19 protein-coding genes, 1 pseudogene and 2 riboswitches are annotated in these 22,624 nt (G+C 38.4%); of the genes and pseudogenes, 13 read left to right on the top strand and 7 right to left on the bottom strand.

Annotation, left to right across the window (positions count from 1 at the left end; translation table 11 throughout):
- Positions 1–44: 44 nt before the first annotated feature.
- Complete coding sequence (locus X953_RS14545) at positions 45–1,259, bottom strand: MFS transporter (RefSeq protein ID WP_040956234.1); 1,215 nt, start codon at positions 1,257–1,259, stop codon at positions 45–47.
- Positions 1,260–1,607: 348 nt separating this feature from the next.
- Between X953_RS14545 and X953_RS19185 the strand changes: the two genes are divergently transcribed.
- Positions 1,608–3,557: a S8 family serine peptidase gene (locus X953_RS19185; RefSeq protein ID WP_052350148.1), complete on the top strand. Its 1,950-nt coding sequence runs from the start codon at positions 1,608–1,610 to the stop codon at positions 3,555–3,557.
- A gap of 378 nt (positions 3,558–3,935) precedes the next feature.
- On the opposite strand, the gene yidC is transcribed toward X953_RS19185, so the two are convergent.
- The 5 genes from yidC to X953_RS14515 form a co-directional block, all read right to left on the bottom strand.
- Positions 3,936–4,736 (bottom strand): membrane protein insertase YidC, encoded by an 801-nt coding sequence (gene yidC, locus X953_RS14535; protein ID WP_040956233.1) that lies wholly within the window; start codon positions 4,734–4,736, stop codon positions 3,936–3,938.
- Positions 4,691–5,056 carry a hypothetical protein gene (locus tag X953_RS14530; RefSeq protein WP_040956232.1) on the bottom strand — a complete coding sequence of 122 codons (366 nt, stop codon included), beginning with the start codon at positions 5,054–5,056 and terminating at the stop codon, positions 4,691–4,693. The genes yidC and X953_RS14530 overlap by 46 nt, the downstream gene beginning before the upstream one ends.
- A gap of 106 nt (positions 5,057–5,162) precedes the next feature.
- Complete coding sequence (locus X953_RS14525; RefSeq protein ID WP_040956231.1) at positions 5,163–5,939, bottom strand: nucleotidyltransferase domain-containing protein; 777 nt, start codon at positions 5,937–5,939, stop codon at positions 5,163–5,165.
- Positions 5,940–6,167: 228 nt separating this feature from the next.
- Positions 6,168–6,629, bottom strand: coding sequence for a DinB family protein (locus tag X953_RS14520; protein WP_040956230.1), 462 nt, complete (start codon positions 6,627–6,629; stop codon positions 6,168–6,170).
- Positions 6,630–6,869: 240 nt separating this feature from the next.
- Positions 6,870–7,172, bottom strand: coding sequence for a hypothetical protein (locus X953_RS14515; protein ID WP_040956229.1), 303 nt, complete (start codon positions 7,170–7,172; stop codon positions 6,870–6,872).
- Positions 7,173–7,699: 527 nt separating this feature from the next.
- Here X953_RS14515 and X953_RS14510 point away from each other — a divergent pair.
- From X953_RS14510 to X953_RS14470, 9 genes and pseudogenes are all read left to right on the top strand, one after another.
- Positions 7,700–8,593 (top strand): nucleotidyl transferase AbiEii/AbiGii toxin family protein, encoded by an 894-nt coding sequence (locus X953_RS14510; RefSeq protein WP_040956228.1) that lies wholly within the window; start codon positions 7,700–7,702, stop codon positions 8,591–8,593.
- Positions 8,594–8,784: 191 nt separating this feature from the next.
- Positions 8,785–8,896: riboswitch (SAM riboswitch) on the top strand.
- Between the two features lie 131 nt (positions 8,897–9,027).
- Complete coding sequence (locus tag X953_RS14505; protein ID WP_040956227.1) at positions 9,028–10,488, top strand: CoA-acylating methylmalonate-semialdehyde dehydrogenase; 1,461 nt, start codon at positions 9,028–9,030, stop codon at positions 10,486–10,488.
- Positions 10,489–10,578: 90 nt separating this feature from the next.
- Positions 10,579–10,683, top strand: a riboswitch (SAM riboswitch).
- 254 nt (positions 10,684–10,937) lie between these two features.
- A pseudogene (locus X953_RS14500) lies at positions 10,938–12,314 on the top strand (LLM class flavin-dependent oxidoreductase).
- A 42-nt stretch (positions 12,315–12,356) separates the two neighbouring features.
- Positions 12,357–13,859 (top strand): sodium:solute symporter, encoded by a 1,503-nt coding sequence (locus X953_RS14495; protein WP_040956226.1) that lies wholly within the window; start codon positions 12,357–12,359, stop codon positions 13,857–13,859.
- A gap of 184 nt (positions 13,860–14,043) precedes the next feature.
- On the top strand, positions 14,044–14,601 hold the full coding sequence (ssuE, locus tag X953_RS14490; RefSeq protein ID WP_040956225.1) for an NADPH-dependent FMN reductase: 558 nt from the start codon (positions 14,044–14,046) through the stop codon (positions 14,599–14,601).
- Positions 14,602–14,844: 243 nt separating this feature from the next.
- A complete protein-coding gene (locus X953_RS14485) occupies positions 14,845–15,291 on the top strand; it encodes a phosphate-starvation-inducible protein PsiE (RefSeq protein WP_040956224.1) in 447 nt (148 codons plus the stop codon).
- A gap of 180 nt (positions 15,292–15,471) precedes the next feature.
- Positions 15,472–15,831 carry a DUF2294 domain-containing protein gene (locus X953_RS14480; protein ID WP_040956223.1) on the top strand — a complete coding sequence of 120 codons (360 nt, stop codon included), beginning with the start codon at positions 15,472–15,474 and terminating at the stop codon, positions 15,829–15,831.
- Between the two features lie 125 nt (positions 15,832–15,956).
- Positions 15,957–18,311: an FdhF/YdeP family oxidoreductase gene (locus X953_RS14475; protein WP_040956222.1), complete on the top strand. Its 2,355-nt coding sequence runs from the start codon at positions 15,957–15,959 to the stop codon at positions 18,309–18,311.
- Positions 18,312–18,518: 207 nt separating this feature from the next.
- Positions 18,519–18,785: a DUF3892 domain-containing protein gene (locus tag X953_RS14470; RefSeq protein WP_052350241.1), complete on the top strand. Its 267-nt coding sequence runs from the start codon at positions 18,519–18,521 to the stop codon at positions 18,783–18,785.
- Between the two features lie 106 nt (positions 18,786–18,891).
- Here X953_RS14470 and X953_RS14465 read toward each other — a convergent pair whose 3' ends face one another.
- Positions 18,892–19,443, bottom strand: a complete 552-nt coding sequence (locus tag X953_RS14465; protein ID WP_040956220.1) for a biotin transporter BioY — start codon at positions 19,441–19,443, stop codon at positions 18,892–18,894.
- Positions 19,444–19,695: 252 nt separating this feature from the next.
- Here X953_RS14465 and X953_RS14460 point away from each other — a divergent pair, with 252 nt between their 5' ends.
- The 3 genes from X953_RS14460 to X953_RS14450 all read left to right on the top strand — a co-directional run bounded on the left by X953_RS14460 (position 19,696) and on the right by X953_RS14450 (position 22,182).
- Positions 19,696–21,072 (top strand): processed acidic surface protein, encoded by a 1,377-nt coding sequence (locus X953_RS14460; RefSeq protein ID WP_040956219.1) that lies wholly within the window; start codon positions 19,696–19,698, stop codon positions 21,070–21,072.
- A complete protein-coding gene (locus tag X953_RS14455) occupies positions 21,065–21,667 on the top strand; it encodes a class D sortase (protein WP_040956218.1) in 603 nt (200 codons plus the stop codon). Before X953_RS14460 ends, X953_RS14455 begins: the two co-directional genes overlap by 8 nt.
- A gap of 203 nt (positions 21,668–21,870) precedes the next feature.
- Complete coding sequence (locus X953_RS14450; protein WP_198023278.1) at positions 21,871–22,182, top strand: hypothetical protein; 312 nt, start codon at positions 21,871–21,873, stop codon at positions 22,180–22,182.
- The last annotated feature ends 442 nt before the right edge of the window (positions 22,183–22,624 follow it).

Here is a 22,624-nt window from a genome sequence, read left to right as displayed (position 1 = left end):
AATCTTGCTATACTCTCTATAAATTGCCCTATTTTTAATGGGTACTATAAGCTTTGCTGTTTTTCTTTACTATCCCTTTTAAAATTAGCACGAATAGGAAGAAGACATCCGATTAACGCTATTCCAGCTGCAGCCAGAAACATCTTTTCGAATCCATACACAGCAATTCCGGCAATGCTTGCAAATATAACCAGGTCACAGACAGAATCAATAATTGAGAGCAACGAGATTGTGGTTGCTCGTACATGTGATGGGATAATGTCGTTCGCCAATTGTGCATACACAGGGTACCTGACTGTTCGGATAAAACGAAGCAGTATCATCATGAGAAGAAGCACCCACAATGACTCTCGATATAAGGCAACAAACACTAAACTGCTGACACCTAAGCCGCCAGTTGCATACAATAGCGTAACTCGTGATATCCTTGCAGTCATCCAACCAATCGAGCGAGAGATAAAAAAGCTTAGTATAGCCAGACACGCGAATATTGTTCCAATTAGATAAACTGGCAAACCCGCATCACTAAGTAATTTATCACTAAATTTATCAAAAATAGCTGCTGTTGGAATAAATACAAGCGTAATATTGAGAAACATCCACAAAACCTGTGGAGATTTTTTGATGACATGTAATCCTTCTTTTACTTGTTGAAATGGCTTTTCCTGATATGTTCCGTGGTTGGACGGATTTTGTACAAAAAATAGCAAGCCGACTTGGACGGATTGAAAAGCTATTCCCAATAAAATAAGTAAGTTAAATTGGTTATTCGTTAAATCCTTTGCAATTATGGAGCCTATAATTAGGACACCGATGGTTACCACAAATTGAGCAGACTGGATGATTCCGAGGGCGTGATCCATCTTATCTTCCTCATTGGATTCTTTCAAAGATTCATAGATTAGAGCTTCATCCGCTCCACTAAAGAAAGTTACAGCGAGACCGCTAAGTATGCTGCTCGAAAAAAACACCCAAGGGTCGTATGCCCAGATAAGCAAACTATGGCTGATAATACTTAAAATAGCCCCAATAATAAACGAAAGCTTTGCTCCGTATCTGTCGGCGAACATGCCTGTAGGAATTTCCCCCACTAACACACCAGTACTCCAAAAAATCATAACCCACAATATAAGGGCTTCATCCAAACCGCGAGCAAAATAAAATAAAGCGAGTACCGGTTGGAGGAAGCGAATGCTCCCGAATAATTCTGCCCAAAATAAAATTCGAATATTCCGGGCTGCTAATGTACCTGTTTTCAATTTTTTATCCTCCTGTAATTGTTTACTCGGTTAATAAACAAACAGGAGTGAGCATTCACTAATAATTGGTCAAACAAATTATTATAGCTTTTTCACCCCTGGTTGTTGGTATGAAAAAAATGTGAAGTTTTTTTGCATTGTTAATTCCTCCTTAACTGTTGTAAGAATATTATACATAATTGGAGAGGAAAAAGAAGGATAAAGTCATTTTCTTTTGAGATGCGTTATTTTTTGATATATTTCTACAAATAATTGTAAATAGTTTCTATTTCCTACATACAAACTTCGATTCTACTGATAAAATTTATATTGTAAGCAATCATAGATTAAGAGGAGAAGATAGAATAAATGAATGTTAAACGTATCATTTTTCTACTGTTTGCCGGTTTGGTATGTATATTATGGCAGCCTGTAACTTCACAAGGAGTAGAGACCTCCACAAAAGATGTAATTATTGGATATAAAGATGATGTAGGAAAGCAGCTTATTGTTAAACAAAGTAAAAGCATAGATAATCACTTTAAAAGCTTATCTGCTTATGCTGTGAGCATAGATGCAAATGATGTTGAAATATATAAAGGAAATGAACATATTACATATATAGAAGAAAATGTCCCAGTTACCCTATCCAACAGCGCTAACTCTATAAATGAGATAAAAAATGGGGACACGTTAGTAGAAGGGGAAACATGGAACCTTCGCTCATCCAGATTTTCGTATGCATGGGAGGAAGGGTTTACCGGTAAAGGTGTAAAAGTTGCGGTAATCGATACAGGTATTTCCCCACATGACGACCTGCAAGTTGCAGGAGGTGTTTCCACTGTGGACTATACGGAAAAATGGGAGGATGATAACGGACATGGAACCCATGTTGCTGGTATCATCGGGGCAGAAAGGAACGGTTTTGGTGTTGTCGGTGTTGCCCCAGACGCATCTATTTATGCAGTTAAGGCCTTGGATAGTAATGGTGAAGGAGATATGGATGCGTTATTAAAAGCGATTGAATGGTCTATTCAGCATGAAATGGACATTATTAATCTATCCTTAGGTACTGAATTCCATAGTGACGCATTAGAAAAAATAATAAAGCAGGCTTATGATGCGGGTACCTTGGTAGTTGGAGCAAGTGGAAATGGCGAAGGTGATGGAAAGGTAATCTATCCTGCCAAGTATGATCGGGTAATTGCTGTTTCTGCAGTAGATGAACAGTTTCATTCCGCCCCATTTGCCTCCACTGGGCCTGAGGTAGAATTTTCAGCGCCCGGTACGAATATTATTAGCACCTATTTAGATGGAAACTATGGTATTGCAAGTGGTACTTCCCAAGCGAGTCCGCATATAACCGGAATGCTTGCTCTTTTGCAGCAAAAGTTACCAGATAAAAGTCCTGAAGAACGACGAGCAGCTTTAACAGATTACGTACAAGATTTAGGTGAGGTAGGAAGAGATCCATTATTTGGCTTTGGACGCATCAGTTATATAACAGATTTTACAGCTCCTGATGAAATAGCAGACTTGCAGATTCATCAAACGGGACCCGAGGCATTCTCTATTCAATGGAGAAATCCAGAAGATGAAGATTTTGATAAAGCTATTATTTATTTGAATGATAGTTTGGCTGCAGAAAAGGTAAATGGGGAAGAAACCTCCTACACATTTACGGAGCTGGAAACCAATACAGCATATGAGGTTGCTATTTATACAGAAGATATTTATGGTAACCGCTCAAAAGGTGTTATACAAACTGTAACAACGAAAAAGTCTGGATTAATTATCTCCGAGAAACAAGAAGAGTCTCAACAGGACAATGGCGATAAATCTGAACAGGAAAGACCAGTAAAAGAGGAGCAAGAAGAAGAATCAAATGAGCAAGACCAAAAGAATAAAGCGCCAGAAAAGGATATAACACCTCCAGCTGATGAAGAGAATAAGGATGAAAGAAAGCAACCTGGTATTTCAATTCCTGCCCCAGTAAAAGAAGCTCCTGTTAGTAAGGAGCATTCAGAGCATACAAACCCAGCACAGAGCAGTGGAACTAGTGAAAAAGAGCGAGAATCTAAACAGGAAGATAGCTTAGCAGCTTCTGGATCAACTGATAAAGACAAAACTGAAAAAGAGTCACAAATTAAAGAGAGCGGTGTGAGTAAAGATAGTAATAAAAAGGAGCATAGTGCTTCACCAGCTATCGAAGAAGTAAACAAGGACGAAGATAATGACAAAAACTGGTTTATTAAAATCTTCACCTGGATAGGTGACCTATTCCGTTCCATCTTTCAATCACTTGCTCAAGTGTTTTAGGTGAATTTGAGGTTTCTGGATTCTAAGTTAATAAGCTCCAAGTTTTCTGTGCGCTCTAATAAACAAAAGTAGGCTCGGGGACATGAGAACTGTCCAATAGGAGAGCTCTAATGGACAAAAAACCACCTCGGGGTCATGAGAACTGTCCAATAGGAGAGCCGTAATGGACAAAAAGAGCCTAGAAGTCATTAGAACTGTCCAATAGGAGAGCTCTAATGGACAAAAGCAGCCACGAACCATTAAAACTGTCCAATAAAATTGTCTCAAGATACAATGTACTTCTTTTATTAACAAAGCAACGGTAACTTAATTAAATTAAAAAGGCTGCCAGGAGATTTAATCCCTGACAGCCTTTTTTAATAGAGAGAAACAACGAGTTTATGATGTAGTTTCTTTTTTTGCATATAATATTTTCTTTGTAAGCCATGTTTGTAGCATTAAAAATAATCCGCCTGTTGCCCAATATAGCGGAATGGCAGCTGGAGAGCTTATGGAGAAAACACCAATCATGATCGGCGATAGAACCCCCATAAAAGCCATTTGCTTTTTTTGTTTTTCATCCATCCCCATTTGAGAAACCTTAAATTGGAAGTAGTAAATGACAACAGCAATCAACGTCAGGGCGATATCTGTTCCCCCCAAACTGAACCATAAAAAGTCATGTGTAGCAATTTCAGGCGTTCTGCGGATAGCGTAATAAAATCCAAGTAATATTGGCATTTGAATCAATAATGGCAAGCAGCCTCCGAACATAGCAAAAGGGTTGGTACCATGTTTTTGATAGAGCTCCATCATCTCTTTTTGCTGTGCTTGCATGGATTCCTGGTCTTTTTTATCTTTGTACTTCTCCTTTAATGCATCTAAGTCAGGCTTCATTTGATCCATTTTATCCTTCATGTCCATACTCGATTTCATTTGTTTAACCATAAATGGTAAAAGTAACAATCGAATAATTAATGTAATCAAGATAATGGAAAAACCATAATTGTCATTGAAAACCTTCGCAATGGATTTAATTAGCAATGTAAATGGATAAACTAAATACTCCATACCGTCCAATTGATCCGGGTTTAGTGGCTCATTTGTAGCAGCAGAGCAGCCGCTTAGAGTTAAAACAAGTAAAGATAAAAGCATTAATTTCTTATGTTTATTAATAAATGTGAATACAGATTGTCCCACAAAATTCCTCCTCGTAATTGTTGTCTAGGATTTAAACTACGAGGGGAAACCGGTTCTGATTCATCATCCTGATTGGTGCAACGGACATATTTTCGGTAGATCCAATTCTTCTCTTCTTCTGTTGTTAGATTTACCTTTTGTGCTGGCAAAATAATTGCTTCCTTGGCATGTAATTGAAGGGTATAGACGTTATTATCTACTCCCCAATATCTAGCGTTTAAATGAAGTAACTGATACGTGCTGAAGACAGTCACAATGATACTCACATACATATAAATAGGCGAAGCTTCCAGAAACAAATCATTAATTAACTCGAACAATCTGTATTCACCTCCTGTCTGATTAATGTGGGTAAATTATAACATATTCGTAAATACGTTGGGTACTAGAAGATATCTGGAAAAAGTTAAATATTAATAGTGTATCCTATCCCCAAGTTCTTTCTAAAGAATTACGGAATAACTCGTCCAACTTTTTTGTCTCTTCTATTTTCTCGGGTTGAAGCTTCTTTGCAGAAGTTTCCAGTGCAGCAATTTCTGTCGCTGCATGTTTTAATAGCTGATTAGTATCTATTGTCAGTTGCAGATCAAGCTTTTTCTCTTTAGCTAATTGTAAATAGGTATTCTTAATTTCTCCTGAATAAAAATCTTCCACCATCATTGAAAAATTAACTGGATGAAATTCTTGATAATTATCAATCCATTTTGCTGAAACAATTGGTTTAATTATGTTAAGTACATCCTTAGTTTTAGGGTGTAGATTCTTTTGGTATCTGTGTAAATTGCCCTTCGCCATTTTTGTATAGTGCATGATACAGGCTTTTGTGTTAAAAACCGATGGGAGAATGTCTTTCATTTGTTTTATAAGAAAATCATCGTTTTTATAAACGACAGGTGAATTGATCCACTCGAGTAAGGACGGATTGGATTTTCTGAATAAACGCAGCGCTTTAGTGAGCTCCCAGCCGCCTATATCCAAAGACTCGCTTATGGGCTTTTCTATTACCTCTGGAAATTCCCGGTTACCCACTGGATCAATACGTAAATAGGCTACCTTCGGATAGACATAGAGAAAGCGAACATCATAATCACTTTTCTCATTGGCAAGTCCCCATGCTCTGCTTCCCGCTTCGCAAGCGTAAGGTATTTTTATGTGATGCCTATCTTCAAGAGATTCAAGCGTCATTTGTATTTTTTCGTACATATTGATTCTCTCCTTACACATCCAATTCTATCTTTAATATATTCCCACTTAGAGGAAGTTATATTAAAATTGTATACTCAACCTTTACTATAGTAAATATTTAAATAGGAGAGAGAACCACATCCAAATGAGACACAGCCTTTCGTAAAAGCTCCTCTATATTATTTTCTCCAAAAAAAAGGAACGGCCACAAAAATGTTCCGTTCCTCTTTCTACTCGTCTAATTTTTTATTTTGTGTGCTCAGCAAGCAGACGCAATGCATGGATTTGCCCTGTGTGCTGTGCTTCATGGTAAGTTGCAAGTGTTGTGAGGCCACCAAATGTTTCCTGACCTAAAAAGGGCTTTTCCAACTTTACATTAAATTGTTCCTCCGGGATTTCCATTACACGTTTGACCTGTTCTTGAAGCTCATTTGTAAGCTTATCCACAGATGGGACCTCTCCTTGCCAGTCGGCTGGCTTTGTTCCGTTGCCAAATAATTCAACATAATTTCCCGGTAAATGCTGGGCCTTCTGTGGAAAACCAAATAAAAATTGCTCAGCTACTGTAAGAATATGCCCAATTTGCCAATGAATGGTGTTGTTATATCCGTCGAGTTGTACATCAGCAATTTCTGGATCAATCTTATTAATTTCTTTAATTAATGAGTCTCTCGTGAACGCAAACTGCTTTAAAAGTGATTTGCTCATGTGGGTTCCTCTCCTTTACATTTGCTTATATTCTAGTATATCAATGAAACTACAATGTTAAAATGAATGCGCCTAAAATATCCCACCCTATCTGAGGGGACATAGGAAACAGGAACCGCCATAAGTTGGTATACCTTCAAAACTATTAGTGTAAATAGAAATTTTAATAGAAGGAAAGGAGGATCCTGCTGTTAATGTGTGGAAAAGGAATGTGGCTGCTAGGTTTATAACGGACACTACTTAATAGAAGAGACCGATAATTGCTGTGATTGCTCCAATAGTACTAATACCGGTACCGACGATCCACTTGATTAATTTTAACTGACTTTCTTGCAAGAGTGCATGCATTTTTTCTTCATAGTGTTTAAGCTCGGCCTTTGTAATTAATTGCTTATCTCTGATCAGCTGTTCAAATGTCAAGTACATGTTTTTTTCAGAAGTAGTGGCATTATCTTGCTCAAGATTGCTAAGCCTTTCCCTCAATTCTTTTAACTCTGCCTCAGTTCTCGTATGCTGGTTGTTATCCTTATTAATTATAATCACTTCCTTTCTTATCCAGCAGAATCCTTACAATATCTTATGCGGCCCAGTCATTGTAGTGGAAAGGCGAAATTAGCTAATTATACAATAATCCACACTCGGACTACTATATAACTAGAACTTTTGTCGTGAAAAGGGGCATATTTAACTGAGTAAATTTTGTTTTCTTTCAAACGCATGTTTTTAATTTACTATTCTCTACCTACACCTTCCTTCCGCCCTCTACTCTCCTATACATTGGATGCTTTTCTATAAAATAAGAAATCATTTCTCTGTTAAGCAATACTTTTCCTTATCTAAATAAAAGAAATCGTTCAGCCAATAATTGGTTATAAAGTAGAATATATTGCTTGATAAAACGATTTATCATACTTAACAAAGGTTATTCGATCATTATCTAGTTATTTATTTTTATTGAATTGGCTTGTTACTAAATATTGCCGGTATAAATCTCCATGGCTCCTGATTTAAACTATAAAGTAGATAAATGCTGGTACTTGACCAGGAATATGAAAAAAGGGGAATTTATTATGGGGGAAACTAATAGTATACAGATAGAGGAAAAATTAAGACTGGTAGCTGAAATTAATGGAAGGACCTTTGACTCCGTGATGTGCTTATACCTACAGGAAAAATTCATGGATCGTCTTGCTGCATCTCCGTTCGGGGGCCGTCTTGTATTGAAAGAGGATCCTATCTTTTTTTATAATACCAAATTACCAACAGAGCAAAGCACGAAGCTAAAACTATTATCTTCTTTTACGAACCATGGGATCGGTTTCATTGTAGAGGTCTTTGGAAAAATCTGTTCACCTTTGAATAAAGAAGACGAAGTTTATTTTGATAATAATAAAATGGAAGTGACAGAAAAATGGGACATGGAAGGAAAAGAGATAAATATTCTGCTCCCTGCATATCTTGGAAAAGTTAAGTACCATTTGGAAATGACTATACTTACTGGCGACATTCTCACACCAAATCGGAAAAGCGTGCTATATCAAGGGATATTGACGAATAAACCGATTAGAGTAACAACATATCCGGCAGAAACACTGATTGCCGATAAGTTGGAAAGATGTGTTTCCAACCGCACAAAGATGAATGATTTGTACAAAATTTTTCACTTGGCACTTGAATATAATTATGATGGACGGGTATTACAAGAAGCGATTTGTGAAACCTTCCAAAAAAGAGGAACAGACTTAGTTAAAGAGCTTCCACTATTTACTGAAGGATTTTCAAGTGAATCTGAAAAAGAGAAACAATGGGAAACTTTTATAAAAGCAAATGGCTATGAAGAAACTGTCAATTTTAAATCCATTATGGCAACAATACGAATCTTCCTACGTCCGCTCTATGAGACGATCATTATGGAGGAAGAGTTTTTTGGGAACTGGAATCATGAGCTGCAAGTGTGGGGATAAAAAAGTTTAAAAGCGCAAGCACCCATTAAATAACGTACAAACTCCGCTTTGCCATAAAAATGGTTGAACTCTTAGAATATAATTTTTTCAGAGTAATAAGAATATTTATATTTTTCGGATTATCCATTGACATGTTTGTATGCTTTTATTACAATACCGTTAATTGACTAACTAAACAATCTTTAATAATTCTCTTATCAAGAGAGGCTGAGGGACAGGCCCTGTGAAGCCCGGCAACCCGTTCTATGTTTATAGAAAAAGGTGCTAAATCCTGCAAAACAGTTTCGTTTTGAAAGATGAGAGAGAGTAACCTGATATTGTTTTTCTAGGGCCTCTCCATCAAATGTGGAGAGGCTTTTCTATTTCAAGGTTATTTCCTCCTACCCATCTTGGTAGTGAGGTTGTACATAAGTTATTAAGTGGAGGGGATGCAAATGACGAAGACGAAAGTGGATGTGCTAAAGAATTATATTGGCGGTAAATGGGTGGAAGGAAGCAGCGACCGGACGGCGGAAATTTATAACCCAGCAACGGGTGAAGTAATTGCACATGTACCAATTTCTTCACAGAAGGATGTGGACCAAGCAGTTGAAACAGCGAGCCAAGCTTTTCAAACATGGAAGGAAATTGCTGTACCAAAAAGGGCAAGAATATTATTCAAATATCAACAATTGCTTGTAGACAACTGGGACGAATTAGCCGAGCTAATTACCATAGAAAATGGAAAAAGTGTGAAGGAAGCGTATGGAGAAGTACAACGTGGAATTGAGTGTGTAGAATACGCAGCGGGTGCACCATCGTTAATGATGGGGTCACAGCTTCCTTCGATAGCTACGGATTTGGAATCTGGTGTCTATCGTTACCCGATTGGAGTCATAGGTGGGATTACTCCCTTTAACTTTCCAATGATGGTACCTGCCTGGATGTTCCCAATGGCGATTGTGACAGGGAATACGTTTGTACTGAAACCGTCTGAACGAACGCCATTATTAGCAAATCGTTTAGCTGAATTACTTGAGGAAGCTGGTCTTCCAGAAGGTGTGTTTAATATTGTCCATGGCGGCCATGATGTAGTTAACGGTTTATTGGACCATAAAGATGTCGCAGCAATCTCTTTTGTAGGATCTCAACCAGTAGCGGAATATGTATACAAAAAAGGCACCAGCAACTTGAAACGGGTTCAAGCGCTTGCTGGAGCAAAGAATCACTCTATCGTACTAAAGGATGCAGATTTGGAAAATGCAGCCACGCAGATTATTTCTGCTGCCTTCGGTTCAGCGGGAGAGCGATGTATGGCTTGTTCGGTAGTAGCTGTTGAAGAGGAAATTGCAGATCAATTTATTGAAAAGCTTGTGAATAAAGCGAATGAGCTTAAAATTGGAAACGGATTAGACGAAGAAGTATTCCTGGGTCCGGTGATTAGAGAGCAACATAAGCAGAGAACTCTACAATATATCGAAACAGGAGAAAAGGAAGGCGCAGAACTTATTCGAGATGGTCGAGAGGATGCTAGTACGAAGCGCGAAGGCTATTTTGTAGGTCCAACTATCTTTGATCATGTAACAAGTGAGATGAAAATATGGCAGGATGAAATTTTTGCACCAGTATTGGCTATTAGTAGAGTGGAAGATTTGGAGAGTGCTATTAACTTAACTAATAAATCAAGATTTGCAAATGGTGCTTGCCTCTTTACAAGAGATGGTGGGCATGTACGTACATTTCGTGAGAAGATTGATGCAGGGATGCTAGGCGTAAATATTGGGGTACCTGCACCAATGGCTTTCTTCCCATTTTCAGGCTGGAAGGATTCGTTTTATGGTGATCTCCATGCTAATGGAAAAGATGGCCTTGAATTCTATACAAGAAAAAAGGTATTAACAACACGCTGGGTATAAAGTAATATTTTAAAAAAATATAAAATTCACTCTTGACAGTAATCAGCTGTATAGTTAAGATAAATACAATCTAAAAATTGAATAGGTCATTTCTTATCTAGAGTCGGGGGAGGAACCTGGTCCCGTGATCCCGCAGCAACCGTTACATGTAACAAGGTGCTAAATCCAGCAAGCGTAAAGCTTGAAAGATGAGATGGGTGGATATATTAAAGAACTTCTTCCTCATCGGGAAGAGGTTCTTTTTTTAGGACACTAGGGTCTTAGCCAACACGATACTACTAATTGAACAAGAAATGGTTGATGGCCAAATCACTGGTTGCCAATTCATCACACAAGTAATTTAGTAATGCTTAGTTATATTGGCATGTCTATTCAATAAACCAAGTAAACCGATTGGTAAAGTTATTTTATTATTGCAGTCAACTAATTTAAAAAGGAGTTTTGTTTACATGAAAAAGCAAATTCATTTTAATGGATTCATTCAAAATTCACCCTCTCCACATTCCACAGGACTTTGAAAGCATGAGGAGGACCACGGGACTGAGCATAACCAATTAGCTTACTGGATAGATGCTGCAAAAACATTGGAACGGGGAAAGTTCGATGCATTGTTTATTGCAGATGTGCTTGGAACGTATAGTGTTTATGGAGACAGCCATGATGCAGCTGTAAAACATGCTGTACAGTTACCTGCCCATGATCCCGTTATCCCCATTGCAGCAATGGCTGCTGTAACAAAATATTTAGGTTTTGCACCAACTATTTCTACAACCTATGCCCAGCCCTATTCTCTGGCAAGGCAATTATCAACACTTGATCATTTAACTGGAGGAAGAGTTGCCTGGAATGTAGTCACTTCCTATCTTGAGAGTGAGGCAGTTAATTTAGGACTTTCCGGTCGACTACCCAAAGAGCTCCGTTATGATCGTGCAGATGAGTTTTTGGAAGTTGTCTATAAGTTGTGGGAGCATAGCTGGGAAGTAGATGCAGTGGTATATGATAGAAAAAACGATACATTTGCAGATCCAGCCAAAGTACATGCCATTAATCATGTGGGTGAATTTTTCCGGGTACCTGGTCCTCATTTGGTGGAGCCTTCCCTGCAGCGGACCCCTGTACTATTCCAGGCAGGTGCTTCACCGAAAGGAAGAGACTTTGCCGCAAAGCATGCAGAAGCTGTTTTTACTAAGAACCATTCATTGGAGGCACTGAAAAGCTATACCGCTGATATTCGTAAACGTACACAGCAGCAAGGACGAGATCCACGTCATGTACTTATATTCCCAATGATCCTCCCAATTATTGGTTCAACCGAGGAAGAAGCTAATGCCAAATTTCGGGAACTAACCAGCCAGGTCAGCTATGAAGGAACAGCCTCTCTTTTATCTGGTCACACAGGAATTGACTTTTCAGCCTATGATCCTGACCAATATTTGAAGGATATGGACACCGAAGCGGTTCAAGGAAATCTCGATATGTATACTAAGGATCCGAATAAGAAATGGACGTTACGTGAAGCAATTATAAATCACGGACTTGGAAATGGTACTGTGAAATTTATTGGAACCCCTGAGCAAATTGCTGATCAAATTGAACAATGGGCAAATGAAGGAGATGCAGATGGGTTTAATATTGCCCAAACCTATTCTCCAGGTACGTTTACAGAATTTGTAGATCACGTTATTCCGGAGTTGCAAAAACGAGGCATCTACAGAAAGGAATACGAGGGCGAAACACTTCGAGAAAATATGTTTGGAAAAGGAAAACGCCATCTTCCAGAAGACCACCCAGCAAGAAAGCTTGGTATTATTCAACCAACTCAATAGCTAAATGCTTCACATGCTATAAAAATAAGAAGGAGGTTAAGGATGGGTATAGTTACACTCTATACGTGGATAGGCTTTGGTGCGTTTCTTGCCATCATGTTTGTCCTCAGTTTAATAAGTGCAAGAAAAACAAAAAATGTAAGTGATTTTGCTATTGGTGGAGGGAGTCTTGGCCCTTATGTGCTTGGTCTTTCTTTTTCGGCAACATACTTGAGTGCTGCAACGTTCCTTGGTTATCCAGGCTGGTCACATGCCTGGGGTTATTCCAACCTTTGGCTCTTACTAGCAATTATTGGTGGTGGACCAATTGGTGTACTAATGGTAGCAAAGCGTGTAAGAAAGTTAAATACGGGCCAAAAATCTCTTTCTCTACCAGATTGGCTTGGCGACTTTTATAAAAGTGATATTTTACGAGTCGGCAGTGGTATTATTTTGCTTTTCAATATCTTTTATATTGCCGCCCAATTTGTTGCAGGTGCACGTATTTTTGAATATCTTCTAGGGATGTCTTATACTGGTGGTCTTTTGCTAATCACCACCATTGTCGTACTTTATGTCTTTGCAGGTGGGGCGTTTGCAGATATTTACACAGATGCTGTTCAGTCGATTATGATGGGGATTGCCGGTACATTTATCTTTATTTCCGGTATCGTTCTTTTTTGGAAAGGAAGCATTACAGCAACCTTTACGGGCATTACGAATCGACTTGCTAGTCAAGAAACTAATTTGGTCGATGTATTTAACCCGGAATCCGCACACTTTTATTCCGGTGCTGTCGTTGTGGGTGCAATTGTAATTCAATGGGCATTCGCCTCCGCTCCACATCTATTCAATAAAGTTCTTGGGTTAAAAAATGAAAAGGATATCGGTAAAATGATTTTGACATACCTGATCGCTACAGCGTTTTCCCTTGTCGTGTTGTTTGGTGGGATTTACAGCCGGGTAGCCTTGGGGAATGGAGTGGCAGAGGCAGATTTAGCATTAATGGAATACGCGGTTTGGGCCTTTCCAGCAGTAGTTGTGGCAATAATTGGTGTAGTTATTCTCGCTGCAGCAATGTCTACAACAGATGGTTTATTTGTCTCAATTTCCACTGTCTTTGCCAATGATATTTTTCTGAAGGTTCTGGTTAAAAAAGGTATTATTCGTGTCACTCATCAAAAGGCAGAAAAGATTGCACTGCGAATTAGTCGTCTTTCTGTGCCATTTGTCGGCCTTACTGCATTTTTAATTGTACTCCGTCCCCCAGTTTATATGGGAGATGTCATGTGGATTGGTATTTCTGGTGTGGCAGCAGGTACGATGGGGCCAATTCTATATGCAGTTTACGGAAAAAAGAAAGCTTCCAAACGAGCGGCTGAGCTATCAATGGTTACTGGTTTGTTGTCTTATTTGGTGCTATATTTTAGTGGTCTTGTGCCAAGTACGATGACAGCAGGAGCTATCGCCACCTTTATAGGAATTGGAACCATTGTTATTCTGTCAGCTGTTCTCAGAAAAGACTCAAAACATGTAGAAGCACGTAAACAACTAAAAGTTAATTGAAGAGGGTGAAAAAAATTTTTGTGAATCCAATGCTTTCTATCTGGTTATATGGTTTTATCTTTTTTCTGATTGTTGTCGTTTTTTCGCTTTGGAAGTGGTATTTTAAATAGTCGTTTTGTTTAGAGAAAAGGGGCAAGGTAAGATAAATGCTGTATCATGAAAAACAAAAAAGGGGGATGATCACATGAGTGAAGTTGTTATTATTTCTGGAAGTCCTTCTTTGTCTTCCAGATCGGATAGAGTATTAAAGTATTTAGGAGAATTGCTGGAGAGGGAGCATTTCACCATTAGGCATATTTCCATAAGGGATATTCCTTCAGATGACTTGTTTCAAGGAAACTATGATAGTCCTTCAGTTCAACAAGTTGCTAATACGTTAAATCATGCAAGTGGTGTCATTGTAGGTTCACCTGTGTATAAAGCTGCATATTCGGGGGTGTTAAAAGCATTACTCGATATTTTACCACAGGACATATTACAGCATAAACCGGCCCTTCCGCTAATGACAGGAGGGAGTCCGTCACATATGCTTGCTCTCGAATATACATTGAAGCCATTACTCGCTACATTGAAAGGACAGACGCTAAAAGGTATTTACTTGCTTGATAGTCAGATAGATAAGCAAAAAGATAACCCAATTATTGATGAGGATGTTTGGAACCGAACGAAAAAACAATTGAGTTATTTTATTGAAATTCTTAAAAAGCAGGAGCTTACGACGGTAATATCAAATAAAGCATAAGGGCGGGTGCATTATACACAAGCCTGCTGAATAGAATAGATTATCTCGGATAAGAATTTCATTAGTGTTAATTATTCTACCCATTAAGGATAATCATACAGTGAAAACATTAACTTTCTCAACGCCCCCTTTGAGTTTGAAAAGTTTTTGTTAAGATTTCGTTGATTAACGTGAAGTACCCTTTTTGTGTGCTACGCTTTGTATAGAATTACTTATTCCTATTAAACGGGGGCTGTTCACACTATGCAAACATTAAAAAAGGGGTACGCATTTTTTCTGTATTTTTTTCCATATTTGCTTCAAGTTACGTTGAATGTCGTTTTAGTGTTTCTGGCAATCATCTTATGTTTTCTAATGATAAAAGAGCTATTCTTGTTCAGTCGGATCCTGGTAGAAAATGAAACTACGGACTATCAAATCTATCTGGCCAGTATCCTAATATTCTTTTTATATTTCGAATTTGTAGCTATGATTGTAAAATATTTTAAAGAAAATTATCATTTTCCGCTTCGTTATTTTCTATATATAGGTATAACAGCAATGATCCGCCTGATTATTGTGGAACATGATAATGCTCTTAGTACGATGTATTATTCCATTGTAATCTTGCTACTAATAATCGGCTACTTTATTATGAATCTTACACCACGGCAAAGACCGGAAAGTAAATGGTTTTTTAAAAGGGAATAACTTCGATTCCTACCTTGGAAACAAGTAAGTAAATTTAGCCGGGAAACAATTATCCAAGACAGAAAATTCCCTCCATAGTACAACTCTGTACATGTATGATTGCATAATCCCTATTCATCTTGCTAAAAAGATATGATACTATATAGGTATATGCAGTTGAATGGATTGCAGGGGGATAACATGAATAAATATGAAGCAGAATTCAGCAATCTTGTTCGTGCTTTTCGAAAAAAACATATGGGAAAAGGTCCGAGCAAGGTGACAACAACTTTTTGTAAAAATTGGGCGATCTGTGAGATGGAAGGCAATCTTTCACCTGTAGAAAAGTTTATCGCTGGTGCCAATGAAGGGAAGCAGGTACTACGTGCAGCTAGAACCGAAATGGTGAAGGAAATGTACCGAAAAAATCCACCAGAAGCGATGGAAGCATTTCTGGATTGCCAATTTGTTGATTTATTTGTTGATATTGATATTGATCGTGATTTTGGTATGTCAATTTTTATATTTAATGATAATATTGAAGAGAAATTTAATAATTAATGGTTTTGGTACTTGGTAGCGATCCTGCTTAAGGCTTAACCACCGTTTAAATGATTTCCATGGATGTGTACCGTGCGAATTAATTTGCGGTGGTTTTTTTATGGAAAATAAAAGGGAGTGGTAATATGGGAAAGACACAACATCAGGGGCCAATAAAAATTTCTAAAAAACCAGCACCAGAGCATTGGGTAAGTCCAATACCGTTCGGGTTGGGAAAAGTAAAACCAAAGCACATCCGGGACACCATGAAGATTATGTGGGAGAACAAGGATAATTTAAATTATGCCAAAAATATTTTAACAAAAGGAGTTTGCGATGGCTGTGCGTTAGGTGTTTCAGGCCTACAGGATCAGACACTACAAGGACCGCATCTATGCACAACTAGGCTGAATGTGCTCCGGTTAAGTACAATGCCTGCGATGAAGGAAGAAGTAGTACATGCCGATATTAAGGAACTGAAAAAGTATAGTAGCAAAGAATTACGTGGATTGGGTCGTATCCCATACCCGCTTATCCGCCGAAAAGGGGAAACTAAATTTTCCCGCATAAGCTGGGATGAAGCAATGGATTTGATTGCTGAAAAAATGAAAAAGCTGGACCCGAAACAATATGCTTTTTATTTAACTTCCAGGGGAATAACCAATGAGTCTTACTATGTTGCTGGAAAGGTTGCTCGTTTTCTAGGCACAAATCATATTGATAATGCCTCGAGGATCTGCCACTCACCTTCCAAGACGGCATTAAAGCGGTCCGTGGGGATCGGGGCGAGCAGCGCAAACTATCAGGACTGGATTGGTACAGATGTTCTTTTATTCTGGGGATCTGTTGCTTCCAATAGTTCGCCAGTATCTACGAAATATATGTTGGCAGCAAAAAAGAAAGGCACCAAGATCATTGTAGTCAACCCATACAAAGAGCCTGCAATGGATAAGTACTGGGTGCCATCCAATGTAGAATCTGCTCTTTTCGGAACCAAACTTGCGGACGATTTCTATCAAGTGAACATTGGCGGAGATATTGCTTTTATGCATGGAATAATGAAGCATTGGTTCGAAATGGAAGAGCGCGAATCACATAGTGCCATTAATCATGCATTTGTAGAAGAACATGTAAATGGATATGAAGAATTACGAGCGAAAGTGGAGGAGCAAACATGGGAAGCTATCGTCGATTCCTCTGGAGTGGAGAAAGCTAGGATTATTGAATTGGCAGAGCTATTAGCCAAAAGTAAAAATGCTGTTTATGCATGGGCATTAGGTCTAACAATGCACTCCTTTGCTACGGATAACATTTCCCAGGTTGCAAATTTAGCACTTTTAAGAGGCCATTTAGGTCGTAAATATTCCGGCTTGATGCCATTTCGAGGACATTCCAGTGTACAAGGATCTGGTGAAATGGGTGCTGATCCGTTTGTTCTCCCTGGTGGAGGATGGGATAAGGAAAATGTAAAACGTATCGAAAACGTTTGGGACTTTGAACTTCCAAAATGGCAGGGAGACATTGTTGGAGTAACACTTGAGAATGCCGCATTACCGGATGATCATGAGCGTAAACTGAAATTATATTATATGAGTGGTGGAAATTTCCTGGAGACAATGCCAAACCCCGATTTTGTTGAAAAGGCACTGACCAGCCTGGACATTCGTGTTCATCAGGATATTATCTTTAATACGTCTACATTAGTGGAAGCAAAGGAAGCGGTTATTGTTCTTCCTGCTAAAACGCGCTACGAACAGGAGGGTGGGGGAACCTCCACATCTACAGAAAGAATGGTCTATTTTTCCCCAGAGATTGAAGGGAATAAACAAGAAGTAAAGGAAGCTCGTGCGGAATGGAAAATATATATTGATCTAGCAAGACGAGTCAAGCCAGAAACAGCGCAACTTGTAGATTTCAAAGATGGGCAGTCCATCCGTGATGAAATCGCAGTCGCAAACAGGGATTATGATGGAATCCAGCATTTGAAAAAGCAGGGAGATGTCTTCCAATGGGGTGGTGCTTGGCTCTGTGAAGGTGGCGTGTGTCCGACACCGGATGGAAAAGGAAACCTTATCGCCATCGATATACCACGCCTTGATAAACCGGAAGGCACCTTTTATATTACGACCCGACGTGGTAAACAATTTAATTCGATGGTATATAAAGACACAGACCCATTTAATGAAGCAGGCCGTTACGATGTATTAATTAATCCAACAAATGCAAAAGAACTGGATATTACGAATGGAGAAGCAATTGTGTTGTATAACCAGCATGGCGTGTTCCAGGGAAAGGCACACGTTGCAGATATAACGGAAGGCAATGTAGGACTGCATTTTCCAGAAGGGAATTTCCTCATTCCAAAAGGAGTGTATGATGGGCCATCTGGGATACCTCAATACAGTATTGCTGTAAAAGTGGAAAAGGCGGAAAGATTTAATGCACGAAAAGATGTGGATTATTTAGAAGATCGTGTGGAAGATTTGGAGATGGAAGTGTAGCGAATTTTGTTTAGTGAAATCCAACATTACAAAAGGATATAGTGTGTGTAGGATTTAAAATAAAAAGTCTAAGTAAATAAAGCTTTATTGTATGGAAACCTACACTATCCCATACATACTAAGCAGCCATCAAGGATAAACTACCTCTGTTTAGGAGGGAGCTTGTTGGATAATAATTTTGAACAAATATATGAAAAATACAGAAGTATGGGAGAAGGTCAAGGAGAACAGGATACAAATCAGGCTGCAAGTGATCAGGAGAAAATTATTGCTGTTCGAAAAAACGAGGATGGCGACATTATTGCTTTTAAAACGGAGAGCGGCAGACAACTGGATTACTTGACTGCACTTGACGAAGCAAAAGCAGGTAAGCTTGCACATGTTGATGTCTTTCATAAATATGGCAGGGATATTATTCGCAGTGAACCTGATGGGGTGAAGGAGAATAACTTGTCTAATCTAGATACATTTTAGTTAGAAGGATAAGAAAAAAATGGACAGCACGTATTGAAAAGTGCTGTCCATTTTCTATTACTTAGACTGGATTTAGCTTTGTTAACTTTTTGTATTTATTGAAAGTTTAAGCATATAACAAATTTGCTGAGGCAAGCCGTTGTCTGACCATAATGCCAATCCATGCTGCCAGCACAGCTTTAATGACACCTACAATGAGAAATGGTGCAACTCCACTTGCAAAGGCAGCTCCCCAGGAAAGTTCGGCTATAAATTTCAACCACACCGTTCCAAGCAGTAAAGAAATAAACATCCCTATGATATTGGCAATAATTGCATTTGTGATGTTGAAGCTTGTTTTCTCCAGATAAAAACCAATGAACAAAGCAGTAGGAATAAAACTGAATAAATACCCTCCTGTAGGTCCAAATAAAACGCCCAACCCTGCGGACATTTGTGCAAAAACAGGAACTCCGATTGCTCCAAGAGCTAAATATAAAAGAATGGATAAAGTTCCGTAACGTGATCCTAAAATAGTAGCGGCTAAGCCAATTGCAAGTGTTTGCCCAGTGATTGGTACAAGTGGTAAGGGAATGGTTAATTGTGCTAACACGCCGATAATTGCAGCAAATAAAGCTGTCACAATCATCATTCTGAGTTTTAAACTTGAATCAGACACTATGTAATTCTCCTCTCTATTGTTTACCTTTTTTTAATTTAAGTTTACAATTAAACTTTATACGAAAGCCAGCTTTTTTGTCAATAGATTTATTGAAAATAGAAATAGATTAAAAATTAAACTGCACTATTAGTTATTTGGGTAAATCTACCTTTAATAGCAATGTCCAAAAATAAAGATTGCCAGAAAAGAAAATAATGGATATAATCCTTTTAATAAGATTCGCAATTTTAGTGAAATGAGGAGAACAAGTTGAAAAAATGGACAGCAATCATTATTGTATTTTTGTTGTTGGTTGTTAGTATGCCGAGTTTAACGGCGGCAAAGGTAGATAAGCAATTTGAAAGAGATATTGAAACGTATCTAAAAGAAGTCAGTAAGAAAAGAGGTCAGACCGTCACCAAAGATGATTTAGAGTATTCGTTAACGCTCTATGAGATGGCTCTGGGTGATTTTGAAGATATAAATGAATTGAAGGGTTTCTTAGGAGAAGTCATTAAATCTGATAGCAGTAACATTCAAGAACTGTATGATGAATTTGGTCTAACACACGAGGAGATCGTATCACTTCTTCAAGAGCATGGTGAATTGCTAGAGGACTATATATTTATAGATGATTTATACGAGAGTATTGCTTTTTATCTGGAAGAAAAGGTAGTCCGAGATCCCGAATTTGATCAAAATCTGGATGTTTGGCTAAAAGGGATAAGTAGGGTTAGAGGTTTTAATGTGACAAGAGATCATATAATTGCTTCTTTAGCTATTTATGAAGAATCCCTTGAAAATTTTAAAACCGTTGAGCGTGTAAGTGAGTATTTAGGTGAAGTAATACGTAAGGACTTGAGTAATTTGGATTGGATATATGACATGTATGATCTAAATGAACAGCAGTTAGTGCAGCTATTAAAAGAAAATGATCAGGATATAAATGATTATATTTTTATTGATGATTTAATGAATGATTTGGATTATATAGATGAGGTAGGATTAGCAGAAGAGCTTGCTCAGCTTATGGAGGGATATGGACTTTCTGCCGATGAACTGGAAAACCTGAAAAATCACTTTTACTCTATTGAAGAAGAACTGGTTAAGGAAGAGACAATAAACAGATTATTCGACTTATCATACCGGTTGATGGAGTTTGAGGAATTTGATACAGCAACGGAAATTACTGCAGAGCAAGCGATAGAATTACTGTCTATTTACAAAGAACTTGTATCTATCTTTCAAGTCAAAATAGAATACACGCTTCTCCAATCCGGAAAAGAAACATCGTTGTCACTAAATGATTTATTTAAGATGGAAGATCTTGTTAATGCCGATTTAAAAATAAGCATTTATAATCTTCAAGGTAAATTTCTAGCTGATTTAATTATAACAGGGGAAATGGTTGAGTCTGGTACCTTGCATGATGTTGGTGGGAAACTTAACAATGGGTTGCCAAAAAGGGAACAAACCTTAAGTACCCCTGTGAAGAAAATTAATTCGTCAGCAACTACTTCTACTGTGAAAGGCGCTAAACTTCCAGCCACTGCAACCGATTATGGTACTAAAAGTATAGGCTGGTTGATCGTAGCATTGGTAGGAGTACTATGCTTACGCAGGATTAGGAAGGGTGCAAGTGAGTAAAAAGAAGAGAAATACGCTGCTTATACTCACTGCATTAGTAGTTGGAATTGGAGTTATTTTTACTCTATTAAATGGTTGGAGTTTCATGAAAGGATATGCCCTTGGTGGAGAACAACCAACTAAGCCGGAAATACAGCAGGATGCTTTAGTAGATAAGCAAAAGAAAGATAGAGAACAATTATACTCCAAAGAACCTTCCGAGGGTGAGGAAATCGGCGAATTATATATACCTAAACTAAATTCAAGATTACCGATATATCATGGAACAAATGAGGATGAACTTGAAAAGGGAGTTGGCCATTTCGCCGGCAGTGTACTCCCTGGTGAAGCTGATAACTCGGTATTATCCGGACATCGGGACACCGTATTCCGTCGTCTTGGAGAAGTGGGGGTAAATGATGAATTGATTGTTACCACTTCCGCAGGGAAATTTACGTACAAGGTGAGAAAAACGAGAATTGTGGATGCGGATGACCGAACAGTAATTGTACCCAAACCACGTGCTACCTTAACAGTGAGCACCTGTTATCCATTTCATTATATTGGGGCAGCACCGGAACGGTTTGTATTAGAAGCTTATTTAATAGAAGGTTGAAAAAGCGTAGTAATGTACCTGTTATTTGGGTGTATTACTACGTTTTTTCACGAGATAAAGTCGCACTATCCTCCAAAAGTCGATAACGCCCCTAAAATGAATATGCATTCTTTCAATAAAATTCCTTATTAAGGACAGTTGCCTAGTCAATTTTTAATTAAAAACATAGGCTAAAGCAATGTCGTATATAAAGGAGAATGAGCATGTACTTCAATGGAAGCAGAGGACCTGGGTTCGAGCATAACGATCCTAGAATTATCGGTCCAGGTTATGGCGGTCTCACTCCACTTACTGCTGGATTAATTGGTGCTGGTCTCGGTTATTTAGGAGGAGAACTGTTTCATCATGGACCAGGTTACTATGGATATGGTTATTCGCCTGGCTATGGCGGGTATGGTCCTGGTTATGGTTATGGTCCTTACTATCCAGGTGGTCCAGGTTATGGCTATTCAGGTAATTATGGTGGGTACCCTGGCTATGGGGGATATCCAGGTTATGGAAAAGGATATTATTGATTATGTAAGAATAAAAGCGGAAAAGCACTTGCTTCCGCTTTTATTTTTTTTAGCACTATTAAAAAATGAATGATGGACATTGGAGCCAGAAAAACGCTCGTTAATCTCTATCATAAAGCGGATGACGGACATTAAAGCTATGAAACTGCTCTTGAATGTCTATCATAGAGGGGATGACGGACATTAAAGCTATGAAACTGCTCTTGAATGTCTATCATAGAACGAATGACGGACATTAAAGCTATGACAATGCCTGTGAATGTCTATCATATGATCAATCCTCGACATGGAAAGATTTTCGCGCTTTCAGGTTCTATGTCAGCAAAAGCTTGGAGAACTATATTGCTGTGTGAGTAAATGCTGACCCGATTCCCATCCCGTATTAGCTAAACAGTTTGTAGCTCATCTCTATATACTTAACTTTCTTTTCCTAAAACACATG

The sequence above is a fragment of the Virgibacillus sp. SK37 genome, assembly GCF_000725285.1.
Classification (GTDB): domain Bacteria; phylum Bacillota; class Bacilli; order Bacillales; family Amphibacillaceae; genus Virgibacillus_Q.
This window is presented reverse-complemented; position numbering and strand designations above follow the sequence as displayed.

Excerpts from the sequence above, each read along its gene's own strand:
- X953_RS14480 (WP_040956223.1), top strand. The coding sequence starts at position 15,472 with ATGAATAAATATGAAGCAGAATTCAGCAATCTTGTTCGTGCTTTTCGA.
- X953_RS14475 (WP_040956222.1), top strand. The coding sequence starts at position 15,957 with ATGGGAAAGACACAACATCAGGGGCCAATAAAAATTTCTAAAAAACCA.
- X953_RS14520 (WP_040956230.1), bottom strand. The coding sequence starts at position 6,629 with ATGAGCAAATCACTTTTAAAGCAGTTTGCGTTCACGAGAGACTCATTA.
- X953_RS14510 (WP_040956228.1), top strand. The coding sequence starts at position 7,700 with ATGGGGGAAACTAATAGTATACAGATAGAGGAAAAATTAAGACTGGTA.
- X953_RS19185 (WP_052350148.1), top strand. The coding sequence starts at position 1,608 with ATGAATGTTAAACGTATCATTTTTCTACTGTTTGCCGGTTTGGTATGT.
- X953_RS14505 (WP_040956227.1), top strand. The coding sequence starts at position 9,028 with ATGACGAAGACGAAAGTGGATGTGCTAAAGAATTATATTGGCGGTAAA.
- X953_RS14450 (WP_198023278.1), top strand. The coding sequence starts at position 21,871 with ATGTACTTCAATGGAAGCAGAGGACCTGGGTTCGAGCATAACGATCCT.
- X953_RS14485 (WP_040956224.1), top strand. The coding sequence starts at position 14,845 with ATGCAAACATTAAAAAAGGGGTACGCATTTTTTCTGTATTTTTTTCCA.
- ssuE (WP_040956225.1), top strand. The coding sequence starts at position 14,044 with ATGAGTGAAGTTGTTATTATTTCTGGAAGTCCTTCTTTGTCTTCCAGA.
- X953_RS14525 (WP_040956231.1), bottom strand. The coding sequence starts at position 5,939 with ATGTACGAAAAAATACAAATGACGCTTGAATCTCTTGAAGATAGGCAT.
- X953_RS14495 (WP_040956226.1), top strand. The coding sequence starts at position 12,357 with ATGGGTATAGTTACACTCTATACGTGGATAGGCTTTGGTGCGTTTCTT.
- X953_RS14470 (WP_052350241.1), top strand. The coding sequence starts at position 18,519 with ATGGGAGAAGGTCAAGGAGAACAGGATACAAATCAGGCTGCAAGTGAT.